The sequence below is a fragment of the Candidatus Cloacimonadota bacterium genome, from assembly GCA_020532355.1.
Taxonomy (GTDB): domain Bacteria; phylum Cloacimonadota; class Cloacimonadia; order Cloacimonadales; family Cloacimonadaceae; genus UBA5456.
The window spans coordinates 1-15,431 of record JAJBBD010000317.1; the positions used below are offsets into that span (position 1 = coordinate 1).

At 41.1% G+C, this 15,431-nt stretch carries 16 protein-coding genes and 1 tRNA gene; 15 read left to right on the forward strand and 2 right to left on the reverse strand.

Annotated elements, in window-relative coordinates; all coding sequences use genetic code 11:
• Positions 1 to 196, forward strand: a 196-nt coding sequence (locus LHW48_10795; GenBank protein ID MCB5260934.1) for a hypothetical protein, incomplete at its 5' end; no start/stop codon positions are given.
• Positions 197 to 445: 249 nt separating this feature from the next.
• Here the strand turns inward: LHW48_10795 and LHW48_10800 are convergent.
• Together LHW48_10800 and LHW48_10805 are read right to left on the reverse strand one after the other, a co-directional pair.
• Positions 446 to 1,345 (reverse strand): site-specific DNA-methyltransferase, encoded by a 900-nt coding sequence (locus LHW48_10800; GenBank protein ID MCB5260935.1) that lies wholly within the window; start codon positions 1,343 to 1,345, stop codon positions 446 to 448.
• Positions 1,346 to 1,349: 4 nt separating this feature from the next.
• Positions 1,350 to 2,225 (reverse strand): hypothetical protein, encoded by an 876-nt coding sequence (locus LHW48_10805; protein ID MCB5260936.1) that lies wholly within the window; start codon positions 2,223 to 2,225, stop codon positions 1,350 to 1,352.
• Positions 2,226 to 2,350: 125 nt separating this feature from the next.
• On the opposite strand from LHW48_10805, the gene LHW48_10810 reads away from it, so the two are divergent.
• The 14 genes from LHW48_10810 to LHW48_10875 all read left to right on the forward strand — a co-directional run bounded on the left by LHW48_10810 (position 2,351) and on the right by LHW48_10875 (position 15,408).
• Positions 2,351 to 2,426 (forward strand) — tRNA-Lys (locus tag LHW48_10810).
• Between the two features lie 224 nt (positions 2,427 to 2,650).
• Positions 2,651 to 3,811, forward strand: coding sequence for a methionine adenosyltransferase (gene metK / locus LHW48_10815; protein MCB5260937.1), 1,161 nt, complete (start codon positions 2,651 to 2,653; stop codon positions 3,809 to 3,811).
• A gap of 8 nt (positions 3,812 to 3,819) precedes the next feature.
• Positions 3,820 to 4,623, forward strand: a complete 804-nt coding sequence (gene kdsA, locus LHW48_10820; GenBank protein MCB5260938.1) for a 3-deoxy-8-phosphooctulonate synthase — start codon at positions 3,820 to 3,822, stop codon at positions 4,621 to 4,623.
• A 3-nt stretch (positions 4,624 to 4,626) separates the two neighbouring features.
• On the forward strand, positions 4,627 to 5,190 hold the full coding sequence (locus LHW48_10825; protein ID MCB5260939.1) for an HAD hydrolase family protein: 564 nt from the start codon (positions 4,627 to 4,629) through the stop codon (positions 5,188 to 5,190).
• The gene (lptC, locus tag LHW48_10830; protein MCB5260940.1) at positions 5,187 to 5,768 is read left to right on the forward strand and encodes an LPS export ABC transporter periplasmic protein LptC; all 582 of its coding nucleotides are present in this window, start codon (positions 5,187 to 5,189) and stop codon (positions 5,766 to 5,768) included. The genes LHW48_10825 and lptC overlap by 4 nt, the downstream gene beginning before the upstream one ends.
• Positions 5,743 to 6,825 (forward strand): hypothetical protein, encoded by a 1,083-nt coding sequence (locus LHW48_10835; protein MCB5260941.1) that lies wholly within the window; start codon positions 5,743 to 5,745, stop codon positions 6,823 to 6,825. The genes lptC and LHW48_10835 overlap by 26 nt, the downstream gene beginning before the upstream one ends.
• A gap of 32 nt (positions 6,826 to 6,857) precedes the next feature.
• Positions 6,858 to 7,607, forward strand: coding sequence for an LPS export ABC transporter ATP-binding protein (gene lptB / locus LHW48_10840; protein ID MCB5260942.1), 750 nt, complete (start codon positions 6,858 to 6,860; stop codon positions 7,605 to 7,607).
• Complete coding sequence (gene rpoN, locus LHW48_10845; protein ID MCB5260943.1) at positions 7,604 to 9,061, forward strand: RNA polymerase factor sigma-54; 1,458 nt, start codon at positions 7,604 to 7,606, stop codon at positions 9,059 to 9,061. The genes lptB and rpoN overlap by 4 nt, the downstream gene beginning before the upstream one ends.
• An 8-nt stretch (positions 9,062 to 9,069) precedes the next feature.
• The gene (gene lpdA / locus LHW48_10850) at positions 9,070 to 10,470 is read left to right on the forward strand and encodes a dihydrolipoyl dehydrogenase (protein ID MCB5260944.1); all 1,401 of its coding nucleotides are present in this window, start codon (positions 9,070 to 9,072) and stop codon (positions 10,468 to 10,470) included.
• A 13-nt stretch (positions 10,471 to 10,483) separates the two neighbouring features.
• A complete protein-coding gene (gene raiA / locus LHW48_10855) occupies positions 10,484 to 11,020 on the forward strand; it encodes a ribosome-associated translation inhibitor RaiA (GenBank protein ID MCB5260945.1) in 537 nt (178 codons plus the stop codon).
• 89 nt (positions 11,021 to 11,109) lie between these two features.
• Positions 11,110 to 12,090: an HPr(Ser) kinase/phosphatase gene (hprK, locus tag LHW48_10860; protein ID MCB5260946.1), complete on the forward strand. Its 981-nt coding sequence runs from the start codon at positions 11,110 to 11,112 to the stop codon at positions 12,088 to 12,090.
• Positions 12,059 to 12,322, forward strand: coding sequence for an HPr family phosphocarrier protein (locus LHW48_10865; GenBank protein ID MCB5260947.1), 264 nt, complete (start codon positions 12,059 to 12,061; stop codon positions 12,320 to 12,322). The genes hprK and LHW48_10865 overlap by 32 nt, the downstream gene beginning before the upstream one ends.
• 3 nt (positions 12,323 to 12,325) lie before the next feature.
• A complete protein-coding gene (ptsP, locus tag LHW48_10870) occupies positions 12,326 to 14,062 on the forward strand; it encodes a phosphoenolpyruvate--protein phosphotransferase (protein MCB5260948.1) in 1,737 nt (578 codons plus the stop codon).
• Positions 14,062 to 15,408: a glucose-6-phosphate isomerase gene (locus LHW48_10875; protein ID MCB5260949.1), complete on the forward strand. Its 1,347-nt coding sequence runs from the start codon at positions 14,062 to 14,064 to the stop codon at positions 15,406 to 15,408. The genes ptsP and LHW48_10875 overlap by 1 nt, the downstream gene beginning before the upstream one ends.
• Positions 15,409 to 15,431: the final 23 nt, after the last annotated feature.

The window sequence follows — 15,431 nt, forward strand, 5'->3', positions numbered from 1 at the left end:
CATCGTCACCTCTGGTGCAAAATACTTGCAAGCAGCCAAGCTGTCAATAAATTCTGCGGCATCAAATCTGTCTGTAAGAACCAAGAATCCGCCTTTTATGCATGCGACAGCTCCAAGGCTTAATCTCACCATTAGCGTATGTTCATCTTTAGATCTTCCCGTCTCACCCGATGATCTCGAGGGGAACCAGATTTAAGCATAGCCTGATTTAATAGAAGTGAATTGGGTATGGCTCTTGGGATGGAGGGGAACGTGGAAATAACAATAGCATTCTGCTTTACAGCTGGTAGCCAATTGTAGTTTTTGTTGTCTTCAGATTACACAGATTATTAATAGTATAGAAAGTTGAGTTCTGGGGGTTATGCTTGTTGTAGAGCTTTTCGGAAGCACAATCCAAGTGTAATTTTCTGTTAATGAAGATGTAATATTTATATTCTGATTTGGGTTAAATTATTTGTATCTCGAGTTGATCAATTTGTGCATTAACTCTTTTTTTCGCTAGCTCTACATACTCCGGGTTTATTTCGTATCCAACGAATCTTCTTGCATTCTTAATTGCGGCAATTGCTGTTGTGCCACTACCAATAAATGGATCAAGTATTATATCATTCTTGAACGAGAACAGTTTTATAAGTCTGTGAGGTAATTCTTCAGGGAAAGGAGCTGGATGCCCAATTCTTTTTGCAGATTCTGCTTTCATCGTCCAGATCGATTTTGTCCAATCCATAAATTCGTTTTTAGCAATTGTATTCTCTTTATCGATTTTTTTTCTTGAGTAACTACCTTTTGAAAAAACAAGTATATATTCGTGGATATCTCTCAGGATTGGATTTGCAGCGCTTAACCAACTTCCCCATGCAGTAGAAGGACTTGCACTTGATGCTTTATTCCAGATTATTTCGCCTCGCATATTAAAACCAATATCTATCATTATTCTTGAAATGTAATCCGATAAAGGAATATAGGGTTTTCGTCCGAGGTTTGCCACGTTTATACATGCTCTTCCCCCGTTAACCAAAACGCGATAAGTTTCCTTGAAAGAGTTTTCTAGTAACAATAAATATTCGTGGAGTGATAAATCCTCATCATAATCTTTACTAACATTGTAGGGAGGGGAGGTTATCATTAAATGAATAGAGTTATCGGGAAGCTCATTCATATTTTCGGCAGAACCAATAATAATCTGATTTGCAATTCTTTCTGGTATCGAGTTTTCATGAAAATCAGTTAGTTGGTTCTTTTTCAACTCATTGTATAATTTTGAATTATAGAATTTTGCAGAATCGTGATTTATTCTTCCGTTTGTACCAAAAGAGCTTGTAGATGTTCCAGTTTTTTTGCCCATCAAATCATCCTGAAATAAGTTTTATGAACTTTTCAGCTTTTCTTTCGATAGTGGGTTCGCCATTAGCAATCTCAATGTACTTTCCCAGTTTATGTTTGGGAAGCATCGATGCAAAGAAAATAAGTTCTTTGCTTATCAACTCATTACATTCATTTTCAATCCATCCAATATTCTTCATGGTTCTAAAACCTTGTTTGGGGCTAAACTGAAGAAAACTAGATTCACAAGGCTCTGGGTTTAATGACCAAAATCCCTGTATGATTCCTGAGTCTTTTAGCATATCTACTTTTTGGGTATAAGATTCAGTTATTGGGCTATTTCCAAGAATTACTATGGGTATCTTGTTCCCTGCCGTGCTGGCAACCCGAATATTGATTGCCTTTCCAATTGCTTTAAGCATAGAGTCCGAACGGAGTAAAGATGGATTTCCCCTATGAGTATGGTAATCTCCAACAAATTCTACGCTCCCACCGCCATTATCGGGTTTATACATATAGTTTGAAACTATACTCATTTTAATCTCAAATATCATTTTAATGTTTTCGGCACGTTGCTGTTGATGATCGGAAGTGCACAAAGCCAAATCTGCGTTTGATTGCCTTGATAAAGCTAATTCTTCGCACACGACTCCATTTACTGCGTATAAGCCAAACTTTTTAGCAATTGGATCAAATAAATTTCTGCACCAATTTTCGGTAAATGAGCCGATGAATGAGTTTCTGCTTTGGAGAGTATTTCCTTCGGATGGGATATTCTTTGGAATATAAGCGTAGTACTCATCGCTGAGTGCGTAGAATAATTGATTGGGAGATAGGAAGTTTTTCATTGCTTCGGTAAAGAATTTGATTTCAGTTTCCCTATTCCAAAGATTGTTGTTCATTGCTTTGCTCCTTTTATGCTTCAATTACCTAAATTGGGCTTCAATAATTCCTGTCAAGCAAAAGGTAAGGATACTGAATTTTCTTGACACAAAGTACAGGTGCATTTCACTGGTTTATACAGTATGCATCTTTAGCTCAGCTGGCAGAGCAACTGACTCTTAATCAGTGGGTCCGGGGTTCGAATCCCCGAAGATGTACCATATTTTGCGGTTTGTCCGCCAATGTAAAAAAGCGAGCAAACCGCAGTTCATAAAAACGTGAGGCGAAAGAGCTTCCACGTAACAGACGCGGTAATTTGCCCTTTGCTCCGCGCTACAAATGTGCTAAAGTGCGGTTCCAGATTTGATGGCCGGCTTTAGCAGCCGGTTTTTTTGTATCTGGATTAAGGGCAGCCGAGCAGAGAGAATAATTTAGGAGATAATAGATGACTGCATTACATGCAAAGCCTTCCGGTAAAACAAACGGATATATATTTACTTCCGAATCCGTTTCTGAAGGTCATCCGGACAAAGTTTGCGATCAGATTTCTGATGCTGTTTTGGATACATATCTAAAGCAGGAACCGCTTAGCAGGGTTGCCTGCGAAACGCTTGTAACCAAAAACACTGTGATTCTATCGGGAGAAGTGAGTTCGACTAAAAGCATTGATGTAAAGCCAATAGTACGCTCGGTTATTCGTAAGATTGGATACACTAACCCGGATAAAGGTTTTGACGATAATTGTAAGATAATCAACCTCTTGCACGAGCAGGAAGGAGATTTGGCACGCAATCAGGGAGCCGGAGATCAGGGCTTGATGTTTGGTTATGCTTGCAATCAGACAAAGTCTTTGATGCCCATCCCCATCGAGGTAGCCCATCAGTTATTGATGAATCTTGCGAAGGCACGCAAGAGCGGCGTTGTCCCGTGCTTATTGCCCGATGCAAAGAGTCAGGTGAGTTTTCGCTTTGAAGGACGCAAACCCAGAGAATTGCAAACCTTGGTGATCTCAACCCATCACCAGGCGGTATGTGAGTTAGAATTTGAAGAATTGAAGCAAACCATACGTGAAAAAGTGGTGTTTCCCACAATACAAGAGATGGAAGATGAAGTCCGTTTCGACACCAATAATCTTAAAGTTCTTATAAATCCCTTAGGTAGGTGGCACGATGGTGGTCCAGCAGCAGATACTGGCCTTACTGGGCGCAAGATAATTGTGGATACTTATGGCGGTTGGGCTCAACATGGTGGAGGAGCTTTTAGTGGAAAAGACGCCACAAAAGTAGATAGAAGCGCAGCTTATATGGCACGCCATATTGCTAAAAGTGTGGTAGGTAGCAAATTAGCAGACGAATGCTTAATCCAATTTAGTTTTGTAATTGGAGATATAGCGCCGGTGAGCGTTATGGTAGAGACTTTTGGTAGCGGGAAAATGGCAGATAGTGAAATTGAGAGATTAATCGAGAAGGAATTTGACTTGACAGTAAAAGGAATAATAGATTACCTTGATCTGAGAGCTCCCATTTTTCAAGCTACAGCAAGCTATGGTCATTTTGGTTTAAATACCAAAGCCAACACGTGGGAAAAGATCAAAAAACTCAATTAGGAAGGTTCATGTCCTTATTCAATAAGTTAAAATCGGCAAATCCCTTCTTTCTGATAGCAGGTCCTTGCGTTATCGAGAGCGAAGAAATTATGCTTAAAAGCGCAGAGTATCTAAGTTCATTGTGTTCAAAACTGAATTTGCCTCTTATCTTCAAATCTTCTTATAAGAAGGCAAATCGCAGCAGTGGCAACTCGTACACCGGGCCTGGAATGGAAGCTGGTCTTAAGCTTTTAAAAAAAGTATCCCAAGAATTTGAGGTACCAATTCTAAGTGATGTGCATGAAGTGTGCGAAGTAAAGGCTGCGGCAGAAGTATGTGCGATCTTGCAAATACCGGCATTTCTGAGTAGGCAAACAGATCTGATTAGAGCAGCAGCGCAAACAGGGAAAATTGTGAATATCAAAAAAGGACAGTTTATGGCTCCAGAAGATATGAATGCGGCAACTGCAAAAGCTCGTGAAACAGGGAACGAGAAAATATTGATAACAGAACGTGGTACCAGTTTTGGCTATCATAATCTGGTAGTGGATTTTCGAGGCTTTGCCATCATGGAAAAGTTTGGATATCCAATAGTATACGATCTTACGCATTCGTTACAACGACCCTCTAGCGGGATTAGCACCGGGGGGAATCCGGAGTTTGCGCCAATAATGGCAAAAGCGGCAATGGCAACAGGCTTAGTGAAAGGTTTGTTTGTGGAATGCCATCCAAATCCTTCACAAGCAAAAAGCGATGCGGCAACAATGCTTCCACTACGGACAATGGACAAGCTTTTGGAAAGTTGCATAAATATCTGCCGAGCACAAGGATAAGATATGGTAAATAGCTTAATAAGACCAAGCAAGCGCCCGGTACCCTGGTCTGAAATCCAGCTTCTGATATTGGATTGTGACGGAGTGATGACCAATGGGAGGATTATCTATGGCAACGATGGTCAAGATATCAAACAGTTTAATGCTTCAGATGGGATGGGCTTGATGCTCTTGCGTCACACAAATATCGATGTGGCTGTAGTTAGTGGCAGAAAATCTCAAGCATTAACGAAAAGATGTACGGATTTGCAGATAAGATATTTATATCAGGGAATAGTCAACAAGCTTGAATGCGTAAATGAGCTTCTACAAAAGCTGGAGCTAAAGTTTGACAATGTAATTTATATGGGAGACGATTGGAATGATATCCCCTGCTTGCGCAAAGCAGCGCTTTCGGTAGTTCCCGCTAATGCCTGGCCAGAAATTCAAAGAGTGGCCGATATGACTACTGAACACAGCGGAGGCGAGGGTGCCGTAAGGGAGCTTATCAACTATATTCTCCATAAAAAGGGCGTATATGAGAGGGCAATAAACAGCTACCTGGAAAGCGTGGGCTGCGCATTATGAACAAAATGCCCCAAACTGGTTATCTGGGTACGAAATATATATTGAAGATAATTTTATTGCTCAGTTTACTGTTTTGTTGGGCGTGTTCTAAGGAAAGTTTGGATAAAGATACTGAGGTGCTGGAGCAAGGGATTGCAGACGAAAACTCTGAAGGGGTTAAGGTTAGCGAATATGTAAATAACCGTTTGGATTATATCATCGAAGCCAAAAGCATGGAACGCTTTACAGATCGGAGAATGCTTTATGGTTATTTTGTAACCCTTAGCTCGTATGATCAAGCCGGAATGTTAAGCTCTGTAATAAAAGCAGATACCGCCATTGTAGATGATGCCCGCAACGTAATATTTGCCAATGGGAACGTGAGCTTTAAAACCCAAGAAGGCGAGATTAAGGGAGAAAAGATGTTTTGGGATCGTAACCTCGATGAGATTACCGTTCCTACTTACGTAACACTTACTCGCAATGGCGATGTATTAACCGGACAAAGCCTTAGAACCAATACAAAACTTAGTTATGCAGAAATGGATGCCGTAAAAGCTGAAGGCTACTTTGATGAAGAAGATTTTTTGGATTGGTAATCTGCTGTTGCTCTTGGCGGTATTAGCTGCGCAAGAATCCGATAAGCAGAGATTCCGGTTGATTCATGCCGACAGGATGTTTTTAAGTAATGCGTCATCTGGACAGATTTTGGATCTAAGTGGAAAGGTGCATTTCTTTTATGGAGATACAGAATTTACCAGTAACCGGGCACTGATTTTGGATGCACAAAAGATAGCACGCTTGAGTGGGAATGTTGTAGTTGAAAACGATTCTTTATATCTACGGGCAGATTCTTTGGCTTATTATCGCATACCTCAAGTACTCAATTTGGGCGGGAATGTGCGGCTTACACAAACCACCAAAGAAGGTAAAAACCGTTGGATGCAGGGAGATCATGCTATTTACAATCAAGAGAAAGATACTTTTACGGTGTGGAGTAGGGTAAAAGCCTACGACCAGAAAGAAAACGCCAATGCGAGCTGCGGCTATGCGTTTTGGGATCGCCAACAAGGCTATGCTTACCTTATAGAGGAACCGGAAATTATTGCCGGAGTGGAAGATACTTTAAGCATAAAAGCAGACAAAATGGAGTATTTTGATGACGAGCGCAAACTAATAGCAACTTTCAATGTTCGTACCAAGAGTAAGGATTACAAAGCAAATAGCGATTTTCTTATCTATTTTGCTGATGATGAAAAAGCCGTGTTTTTGGGTGAACCAAGATTTGAAAATGACTTTAGTGCGGCAGAGGCAAGCGAGTTTCAACTATATTTTAGAGAGCGAGAGCTTGAGCGTATTGTGTTGGTGGATTCTTGCTTAGTGCGTTTTGCTCAAGAAGAAGGAGCAGAACTAAATAATTGGGTGCGGGCTAAAGACATAGAATTGTATATAGACGATGGTAAGATTATAGATTTTACTGCCGATGCACAAGTCTCCTATTATTTTCTGCAAGACGAAGCAGAAAATCAGGATTATTTTATAAATGCAGCCAGCGGAGAAAGATTGAAAGCTAAGTTCGACGCAGACAATAAACTAAAGCTGATGGACATGGGGGGCAACATCAAGGGAACCTATAAATTCAAGAATGATTCTTGACACAAATAAGCTCTCTACTTAGATTATCACTTATGGAATTAAGCAAGATCAACGCACAGAATCTCGTAAAGATATACGGCAAGCGAACCGTGGTGAATGATCTCAGCCTGGAGATAAAACAGGGTGAGGTTGTGGGCATATTAGGACCTAACGGCGCCGGGAAAACCACCACTTTTTATATGATTATCGGATTGGCAAAACCAAACAGAGGAAAAGTATTGTTAAATGATGTGGATATAACCCACAAAGCCATGTATAAGCGTGCCCGCATGGGTATGGGGTATCTGGCTCAGGCTCCATCAATTTTTGCTAAATTGAGTGTGGAAGATAATATAATGGCGATTCTGGAGACTCTTAAAATCCCACATAAAGAGCGTAAACGACGTCTGGATGAAGCTCTGCAAGAATTGAGCATAAGCAAGCTTGCCAAACAGAAAGCATATACTCTATCGGGTGGAGAAAGGCGTAAATTAGAAATTACTCGCGCTTTAGTTACAAATCCGACCTTCATCTTTATGGATGAGCCTTTTGCTGGCGTAGATCCCATTGCAGTTGCCGATATTCAGGATATAATCGAAAAGCTGCGCACCAAAAACATCGGAGTGATGATTACAGATCATAATGTAATTGAGACTTTGAAAATAGTGAACCGTGCTTATATTATCTACGAAGGAAAGATTATAGTATCGGGATCATCTAGAGAGTTGATCAATGATGAGAATGCAAAACGAGTATATCTGGGAGAACGCTTTACCATGAGCCCGTTCGATGAGCGCATATGAGCACAATGAATCAACATATTTCTCTAAAGCAAAAACAGGAGCTTGCTCTCAAGCCCAAAATGTTGCAATCCCTCAAGATGTTAGCATTGCCGATATTGGAATTGGAAAGCTACATCAAACAAGAGCTGGAAAATAATCCCTTGCTTGAATTGCGAGAAGAGAAAGATGAAGAAGATTTGGTGGATAGCAACTATGAAGAGGATCCTCCGGAAAGCAACAATTCCATTGAAGATGTAGAAACTTCAGATGAAGTAGCTGAGACAGTTGCAGAAGCGCGCCAGTTAACAGATATAATGGATCAGTGGAATGAGTATCATTCTGGGGCCGAATCATACAAAGGTGAATATGAGCTTGAGCGCAATGACTCCATGATCTGTTATGAAGGAGATGCCAAAGAACGCTTTTTGGAACAGCTTTATCCGCTTAATATTGCCGATTCCGAGATGGAGTTTATTACCGAATTGGTAGATAGTTGTGATGTATATGGCTTTTTACCTCCAAAGTACTCCATCACAAAATTAGCTATGCGCAACAACATAAGCCCCAAGCGTGCGGATGAACTGCATCAGATGATCTTGAATCTTACTCCCAAAGGTATAACGTCGCGAAACATCTCGGAATGCTTGATGGCGCAATTGAATGAGCAGCAACGGGAGAATCCGATAATTGTGGGGATGGTAACTGATCAGTTTGAAAACCTCATTCACCGCCGCCTGCAAAAAATAGCATCCAGTTTTAATGTCTCGGAAGATACCATCTTGGCTTATAGAGATCAAATCTCAAGGCTGGATCCTAAACCGGGGTTACGTATACTTCGCAGTAATGCAGCATACGTATATCCCGATGTAACCCTTAAGATGGTAGATGGTGAATATGTAGTCATTATCAACGATCACATCACTCCAAACATTGTTATTAGCCCTCGTTACAGAAAAATGATAAACAGGGGTTATTTCGATAAAGAAACCACTTCTTTTGTGCGAGAGCGCATCAACAGCGCCAAGTTTCTTATTAAGTCTATCTATATGCGTATGCGCACATTGGAACAAGTATCACTTTCTATCATCAAGCATCAAAAAGAGTTTTTTTACGATAGCAGCGGAGTGATGCAGCCACTTACTTATAGCGTTATTGCTCAGGATATCGGTAAAAGCGAATCTACCATCAGCCGCGTAGTGAAGCATAAATATGCCGAAACTCCTTATGGAATATTTGCATTTAAAGATTTCTTCACTTCTACAGCGGGGAGAGATGACAATTATGAAAGCATATCTCGCCACAAAGTGAAGAACTGTATTATTCGCTTAATCGAATCTGAAAACAAGAAAAAGCCTCTTTCAGATCAGGAATTGGTAGAGATACTTAAACGCGAGGGGTTGAACATTTCCCGCCGCATTATTGCCAAATACCGCGATGAAATGGGCATCTTAAATAGCAGATTAAGAAGAAAATAGAGGTAGATTTGGAACAGTATCAAGTAATAATTATAGGTGGAGGACCCGGTGGTTATGAAACTGCTATCCGTCTTTCCCAATATAAGATCGATTGCTTGCTCATCGAAAAGGAGCGTTTGGGCGGAATATGCTTAAACTGGGGCTGCATACCTACCAAAGCCCTGGTTAAAAGTGCCGAGTTAGCTCGCGAGATTGCCGAATCTGAAACTTATGGATTGCCGCTTATAAAGCTAAACGTGGATTATTCCAAGATCTTTGAGCGCAAAAACAAGATAGTAGAGCAGCTTGTCAGCGGGATTGAGTTTTTATATCGAAAACGTAAGATTCCGGTAGTTCACAGTGCAGCAACTGAGATCATTAAAACTACAGATGGCTATCAAGTTCAAACAGCAGATGGCACGAATCTTGCCGCAAAATACGTAATAATTGCAACTGGAAGTGTGCCTAAAAGTCTGCCCGGCATCAAAATAGATGAGATAGATGTTCTTAGCTCAACCGGCATCTTAAGCCTTGAGTCGTTACCCAAAAGCCTGGTAGTTGTTGGTGGAGGAGTTATTGGCTGCGAATTTGCTTCCATATTTGCTGCATTTGGGGTTAAGGTGAGCATCGTGGAGTTTCTCCCGCGGTTGATTGCAACTGAGGATGAAGAAATATCTAAACGTTTGGCTCTTGCTCTTAAAAAAAGCGGGATCAAGGTGCTAACCAATACTGGTGTTGAAAGTATAGAAAAACAAGACGGTGAGATGCTACTAAGGCTAAACAATGAGAACGAGCTAAGGGCAGATAAAGTATTACTTGCAGTGGGGCGAATACCTTTATTCCAAATAAAAACAACCGGATTCGAGCTTAATACAGAAAAAGGTGCTATAGTAATAGACAACTTGATGCGCAGCTCTGAGGGTGGCATATATGCTATTGGCGACGTTACCGCAAAGCTACAATTGGCTCATACCGCGAGCAAGCAAGGTTTATTGGCGGCGGAGCATATAGCACATCTGCTCTTGAACAAACCTGCTCCAACTCATATTTTGAACTATTTAAACATTCCTCGCTGCACTTTCACAAATCCGGAAATTGCTTCTGTGGGATATACCGAAGCAGAGGCAAATAATAGATTCGAAGAGATCATCGTAGGCAAGTTTCCCTTTTCTGCAAGCGGAAAGGCTATGGCAATGTCGGCAACCCAGGGCTTCGTAAAGACCATCGCTCGCAAAGATACTGGCGAAATAGTGGGAATGCACATTCTGGGTCCCCAAGCGGCAGAACTGATTGCTCAGGGCACTATCATGATCCAAAATCGTATTACTGCAGAATCCATAGAGGATATTATATTTGCGCATCCGACTCTTTCTGAAGCAATTATGGAATCCGTGGAAGATCTGCGCGAACTCTCCATTCATAAAATATAACAGGAGGATTAACATGCAAATAACGATTACAGCACGTCATTTCGAACTCACGAAGGCTATACGGGACTACGTGGAGAGCTCCTGCCTAAAGTTGAAGAAGTACTTTGACCAAATAATCACTATTCACGTTACGCTGGCTTTAGAGAACAATCGCAATCTGTGCGAACTCTCATTACATGCAGGCAGGTTTGGATTGCAAGCCACAGCAGAAGAGATGGATATGTATTTATCTATCGACAATGCATTGGATAAAATGGAAGCTCAGATAAAGAAACTGAAAGATCGCGTTACAGATCACCAAAAGCGTGCTTTGAAAGAGCAGTTTGACGATTTCTCACGCGCAACAGATTTTCATGTTAACAACACAGATCACATTCACCGTACAATAAAGACCAAACGAGTGATTACAGAACCGATGGAAATTCAGGAAGCCATCAATAGGATGGACGAAAGCAAAGAAGATTTCTTTATCTTTAGAAACATCGAAACAGATCGCATCAATGTATTGGTAAAGAAGGACAAAGAAAACTTTAAACTCTTTGAACCTTAAACTTATAATGTACACTATTTTGGTGTATTCAAGCGTACTTCCTTTTGCCCTCTCATTTTTGATGAGGGGGCATTAAGGAGGAAGGAAATATGAAGGAAATTACTGTCCGAGAATTCTTTGACGCCAAGAAGAAGGATTTGGCTCTTTCTTTAGTTACCGAGCCGGAAACCCTTTCCAAAAAAGTTAATTCTCCTCACGTTAATCGTCCAGGTCTTGCTCTTGCTGGATATTTAGAAGTATTTTCTGCAGAGCGCATCCAGGTATTCGGAGAAACTGAGGTTCGCTTTCTGCAATCCTTGAAAGAAGAAGAACTGGTTGTGCGCATTAGGGATATGTTCAAAATGGATATTCCGTGCATAATCATTACTAAGGGGTTAACTTTACCGCCAGTGATTGAATATCTGGCAAACGATCTAAATATTGCTCTGCTTTCCAGCCGTCTTTCCACCATTAACCTGATTCAGCATCTAAGCCGCTATTTATTGGATATTTTTGCCTTAGAAAAAACCATACATGCAACTCTTGTAGATGTGTTTGGCTTAGGTATCTTGTTAACCGGTAAAAGCGGTATTGGTAAAAGTGAATGTGCCTTGGATTTGGTGCATCGCGGGCATAGTTTGGTAGGCGATGATCTCATTACCTTGCGCTATTTGGATGATCAACTATTTGGGCGTCCCGGCAGAGAGTTTGGGCATTTTATGGAAATACGCGGGGTAGGTTTTGTTAATGTAGAAAGGATGTTCGGAATAGAGCGTACTCGCAGGCAAAAGACGATAGATTTACAGATAGAGCTAATGCCTTGGCAGGAGAATATGGATTATGAGCGCATTGGTCTCACGAACAGCTTTGCCGAGCATCTAGGTGTAAAAATTCCCATCATCTACCTTCCTGTTTCTCCAGGCAAGAATGTTTCGGTAATTGTAGAAGTAGCTGCAATGAACGGCATTCTAAAAGGCGTTGGGTACGATGCCGCCGAAGATTTTAATCGAAAAGTCCATGAGGAAATCCGCAAGAAAACACTGCAAAAGAAGATTGAAGATGATGCGAAAGAAAGTGATCGTGACAAATAAACTGGGGCTACATGCCCGTCCTTCAGCATTATTAGTGCGCGCTGCCACAAAGTATCGGTCTGAGTTTCAGATAGAAAAAGATGGTACTACGGTAAACGGCAAAAGCATCATGGGTGTTATGATGTTGGCGGCTGAATGTGGAAGCACCTTAGAGTTGATTGCTGATGGAGTAGATGAAGAGTACCTAATAAACGAAATTACGGAGATGATAGATAGCGGATTTGGAGAGTAAAATATGAAGGAACTAAAAGGAAATAGCATTGCGGTTGGACTTGCTGCCGGCAGAGCGGTTATAGTAGATAAACGCTTGCTGGAAATTCCTCAACATAAGATAAGTAAAAAGGACTTAGATAAAGAAACTGAAGCGTATCTAAACGCTTATGCGGAATCTGAAGCAGAAATTAAAGAATATATAGCCTTACACGATCTTCACGAAAACGAGAAAGATATTATCAATACTCATCTGGATATATTGGCAGATCCTGATATTAGGGAAAACATACTTACTCTCATAAGCGAAAAAACTCATAATGTGGCCAAAGCAATACATCTCGCATTCGAGCAGGCAATCATGTTTTTTAAAAGCATGGAAAACGAAATGTTTGCCCAAAGGGCAAATGATTTTGAGGATGTACGTAATCGCCTCTTGCGCAAAGTATTGAAGATTGAAGATGATCCATTTAATCGGCTGACTCATGATACTATTCCCATTTTTCAAGAAATTCAACCCAGTGAGGTATCCCAACTAAGCAAACTTGGCGTAAGCGCATACCTATGTGATAATTGCAGTTATACATCTCATGCTGCCATACTCAGTCGTGCCCTCAACATTGCCTGTATTGCAGATATCGAAGACATTCGCAATTATATTCACGAGGACGATCATCTGATCGTAGATGGAGAAACCGGCATAGTGATACACGATCCAGATGAAGAAGCCTTAGAGTATTATGCCCAAAAATTGCAGATTCAAGAGCTTATCTTAAATAAGCAAAGAGTCCTCTTAGACCAGCCGACGGTAACCCAAAATGGACGCAGTATCTCTTTGGCTCTCAATATTGGCCTTCCAGAAGAAATCAGTAAAGTAACGGAACTGAATGCTGATGGTGTAGGGCTTTTTAGAACGGAGTTTCTTTTTCTTTCGCGTAACGATCTTCCCAGTGAAGAAGAACAATACGAAATATACCGCAACCTTGCCCAGGAGATTGCACCCAAAGTACTTACAATCCGCACCTTCGATTTGGGCGGAGACAAACTGTCGCATCTAATCCCTTCAAGCAAAGAGAATAATCCCTATCTTGGCAATCGAGGTATTCGCTTTTCTTTAGCTCATCCAGAAGTCCTTAAAACTCAGCTTAGGGCTATTTTAAGGGCATCTGTTCACGGTAATATTCGCATTATGTTTCCCATGATTATTGATGTAGACGATTTTTTAGAAGCCAAAAGAGTTTTCAAACAATGTGCAGATTCACTTTATGAAGATGGAATAGCATACGATTACGACATCCAGGTAGGAACCATGGTAGAAATCCCTTCAGCTGCGCTCAGTTCAGAAGCTTTAGCCAAAGAAAGCGATTTTCTTTCTATTGGAACAAATGATCTGGTTCAATACACTTTGGCTGTAGATAGAAACAACGACATGGTTAACCGCTATTACATTCAGCACCATCCCGCAGTATTAAAACTCATTCGCGCCACAGTAGTTAATGCTGCGGTTCATAACCGCGATATCTCCGTTTGTGGTGAAATGGCATCCATTCCCGAGTATGCTCCGCTTCTGATTGGAATGGGCATAAACGATCTTAGTATAAATCCATCTTCGTATTTCGATATTAAAAAAGTAGTGCTTTTATGTGATGCAGAGCTAGAAAAGATAATTTCCGGCTTCGATTTTTCCACTTCGTTACCGCAAGTGGATGATTTGGTATATCGCCGACTAAAACCTTATTATGCCATAAAAGGGGGCAGATAATGATCCGTTTTGATTACAAAAATTTACTATCGAATCCATATCTGAAAAATGCTATTCGCCCTTCTGTGATATTAAAGTTCGGGCACATTGTAGTAGTGGCTAAAGAAGAAATGAGTAAAGATTGGGCTTCCGGTATTCTGGGTTTCTATAATCTTCCCGAACAGGATATTAGTCATATCACCAAATTTGTAGATCAGATCGAGAGCAAATTTGACACAATGGTAGTTTTAGGAATTGGAGGTAGCGCTTTGGGAAACAAAGCTATCTACAACGCCCTAAAAACTGAAGCCGCTCTAAAACGCAGGGTTTTGGTGTATGACAATGTTGATCCTGTATTCCTACACGAAATATTGCAACAGATAAATTTGGAAACAACCATCTTTAACGTAATAACAAAAAGTGGTGGCACTGCTGAGACCATGAGTGCATACATGATTTTACTGGATATTCTCATGCGAAAATTCCCTTCGGATTATCGAAAGCGCATGATTATCACTACCGATAAAGAGAAAGGCTTTTTACGCAAGATCGCCAATGAAGAAGGATATCCTTCTTTTACTGTCCCTAGCAATGTGGGTGGTCGCTTCTCCGTGCTTTCGGATGTGGGATTGCTTTCTTCAGCTTTTGCTGGCGTAGATATTGCGGAATTGCTAAAAGGTGCAGCGCAGATGCGTGAACTGTGCGAAAGCTCGGATGTGATGCGCAATCCTGCTTTATTAAACGGTCTCATGCATTTCCTTTATATGCGTGAAGGTAAGAACATCAGTGTGATGATGCCTTACAGCAATGCTCTCTACGATTTTGCCGATTGGTATCGCCAACTGTGGGCAGAAAGCTTGGGCAAGCGCTATGATACTGCCGGAAAAGAAGTGCTGGCTGGTCAAACTCCCATTAAGGCAATTGGCACAACCGATCAACACTCACAAATTCAGCTTTATACAGAAGGGCCAGAAGATAAAGTTCTCACCTTTCTTACGGTTGAAAATTTTAAGCACGACTTTACCATTCCCAATCTGCATCCAGACTTGGAAGATATCAGCTATTTGGGCGGCAAAAAACTTTCAGAATTGCTTAATGCCGAGCGTCTTGCCACCGAAATAGCCCTTTGCAAAGCCGGCAGACCCAATGCCAATCTCATATTTCCAGAACTCAATGCTGAAAACTTAGGCGCCGCCATCATGATGTATGAAATTCAAACCGTATTTGCAGGCAAGCTGTTAAACATCAATCCATTAAACCAACCAGGAGTGGAGACCGGCAAGATTGCCACTTTTGCCCTGATGGGTAAAAAAGGATACGATAAAGAGCGCGAAGAAATTGCACAATACACAAATTCTTGGCAGTAACAGATTTCACACTTGCCATAATC

Coding starts and splice junctions, on each gene's coding strand:
- metK (MCB5260937.1), top strand. CDS start 2,651: ATGACTGCATTACATGCAAAGCCTTCCGGTAAAACAAACGGATATATA.
- ptsP (MCB5260948.1), top strand. CDS start 12,326: ATGAAGGAACTAAAAGGAAATAGCATTGCGGTTGGACTTGCTGCCGGC.
- hprK (MCB5260946.1), top strand. CDS start 11,110: ATGAAGGAAATTACTGTCCGAGAATTCTTTGACGCCAAGAAGAAGGAT.
- LHW48_10805 (MCB5260936.1), bottom strand. CDS start 2,225: ATGAACAACAATCTTTGGAATAGGGAAACTGAAATCAAATTCTTTACC.
- lptC (MCB5260940.1), top strand. CDS start 5,187: ATGAACAAAATGCCCCAAACTGGTTATCTGGGTACGAAATATATATTG.
- LHW48_10800 (MCB5260935.1), bottom strand. CDS start 1,345: ATGGGCAAAAAAACTGGAACATCTACAAGCTCTTTTGGTACAAACGGA.
- LHW48_10875 (MCB5260949.1), top strand. CDS start 14,062: ATGATCCGTTTTGATTACAAAAATTTACTATCGAATCCATATCTGAAA.
- raiA (MCB5260945.1), top strand. CDS start 10,484: ATGCAAATAACGATTACAGCACGTCATTTCGAACTCACGAAGGCTATA.
- LHW48_10825 (MCB5260939.1), top strand. CDS start 4,627: ATGGTAAATAGCTTAATAAGACCAAGCAAGCGCCCGGTACCCTGGTCT.
- lptB (MCB5260942.1), top strand. CDS start 6,858: ATGGAATTAAGCAAGATCAACGCACAGAATCTCGTAAAGATATACGGC.
- LHW48_10835 (MCB5260941.1), top strand. CDS start 5,743: ATGAAGAAGATTTTTTGGATTGGTAATCTGCTGTTGCTCTTGGCGGTA.
- LHW48_10865 (MCB5260947.1), top strand. CDS start 12,059: ATGATGCGAAAGAAAGTGATCGTGACAAATAAACTGGGGCTACATGCC.
- rpoN (MCB5260943.1), top strand. CDS start 7,604: ATGAGCACAATGAATCAACATATTTCTCTAAAGCAAAAACAGGAGCTT.
- kdsA (MCB5260938.1), top strand. CDS start 3,820: ATGTCCTTATTCAATAAGTTAAAATCGGCAAATCCCTTCTTTCTGATA.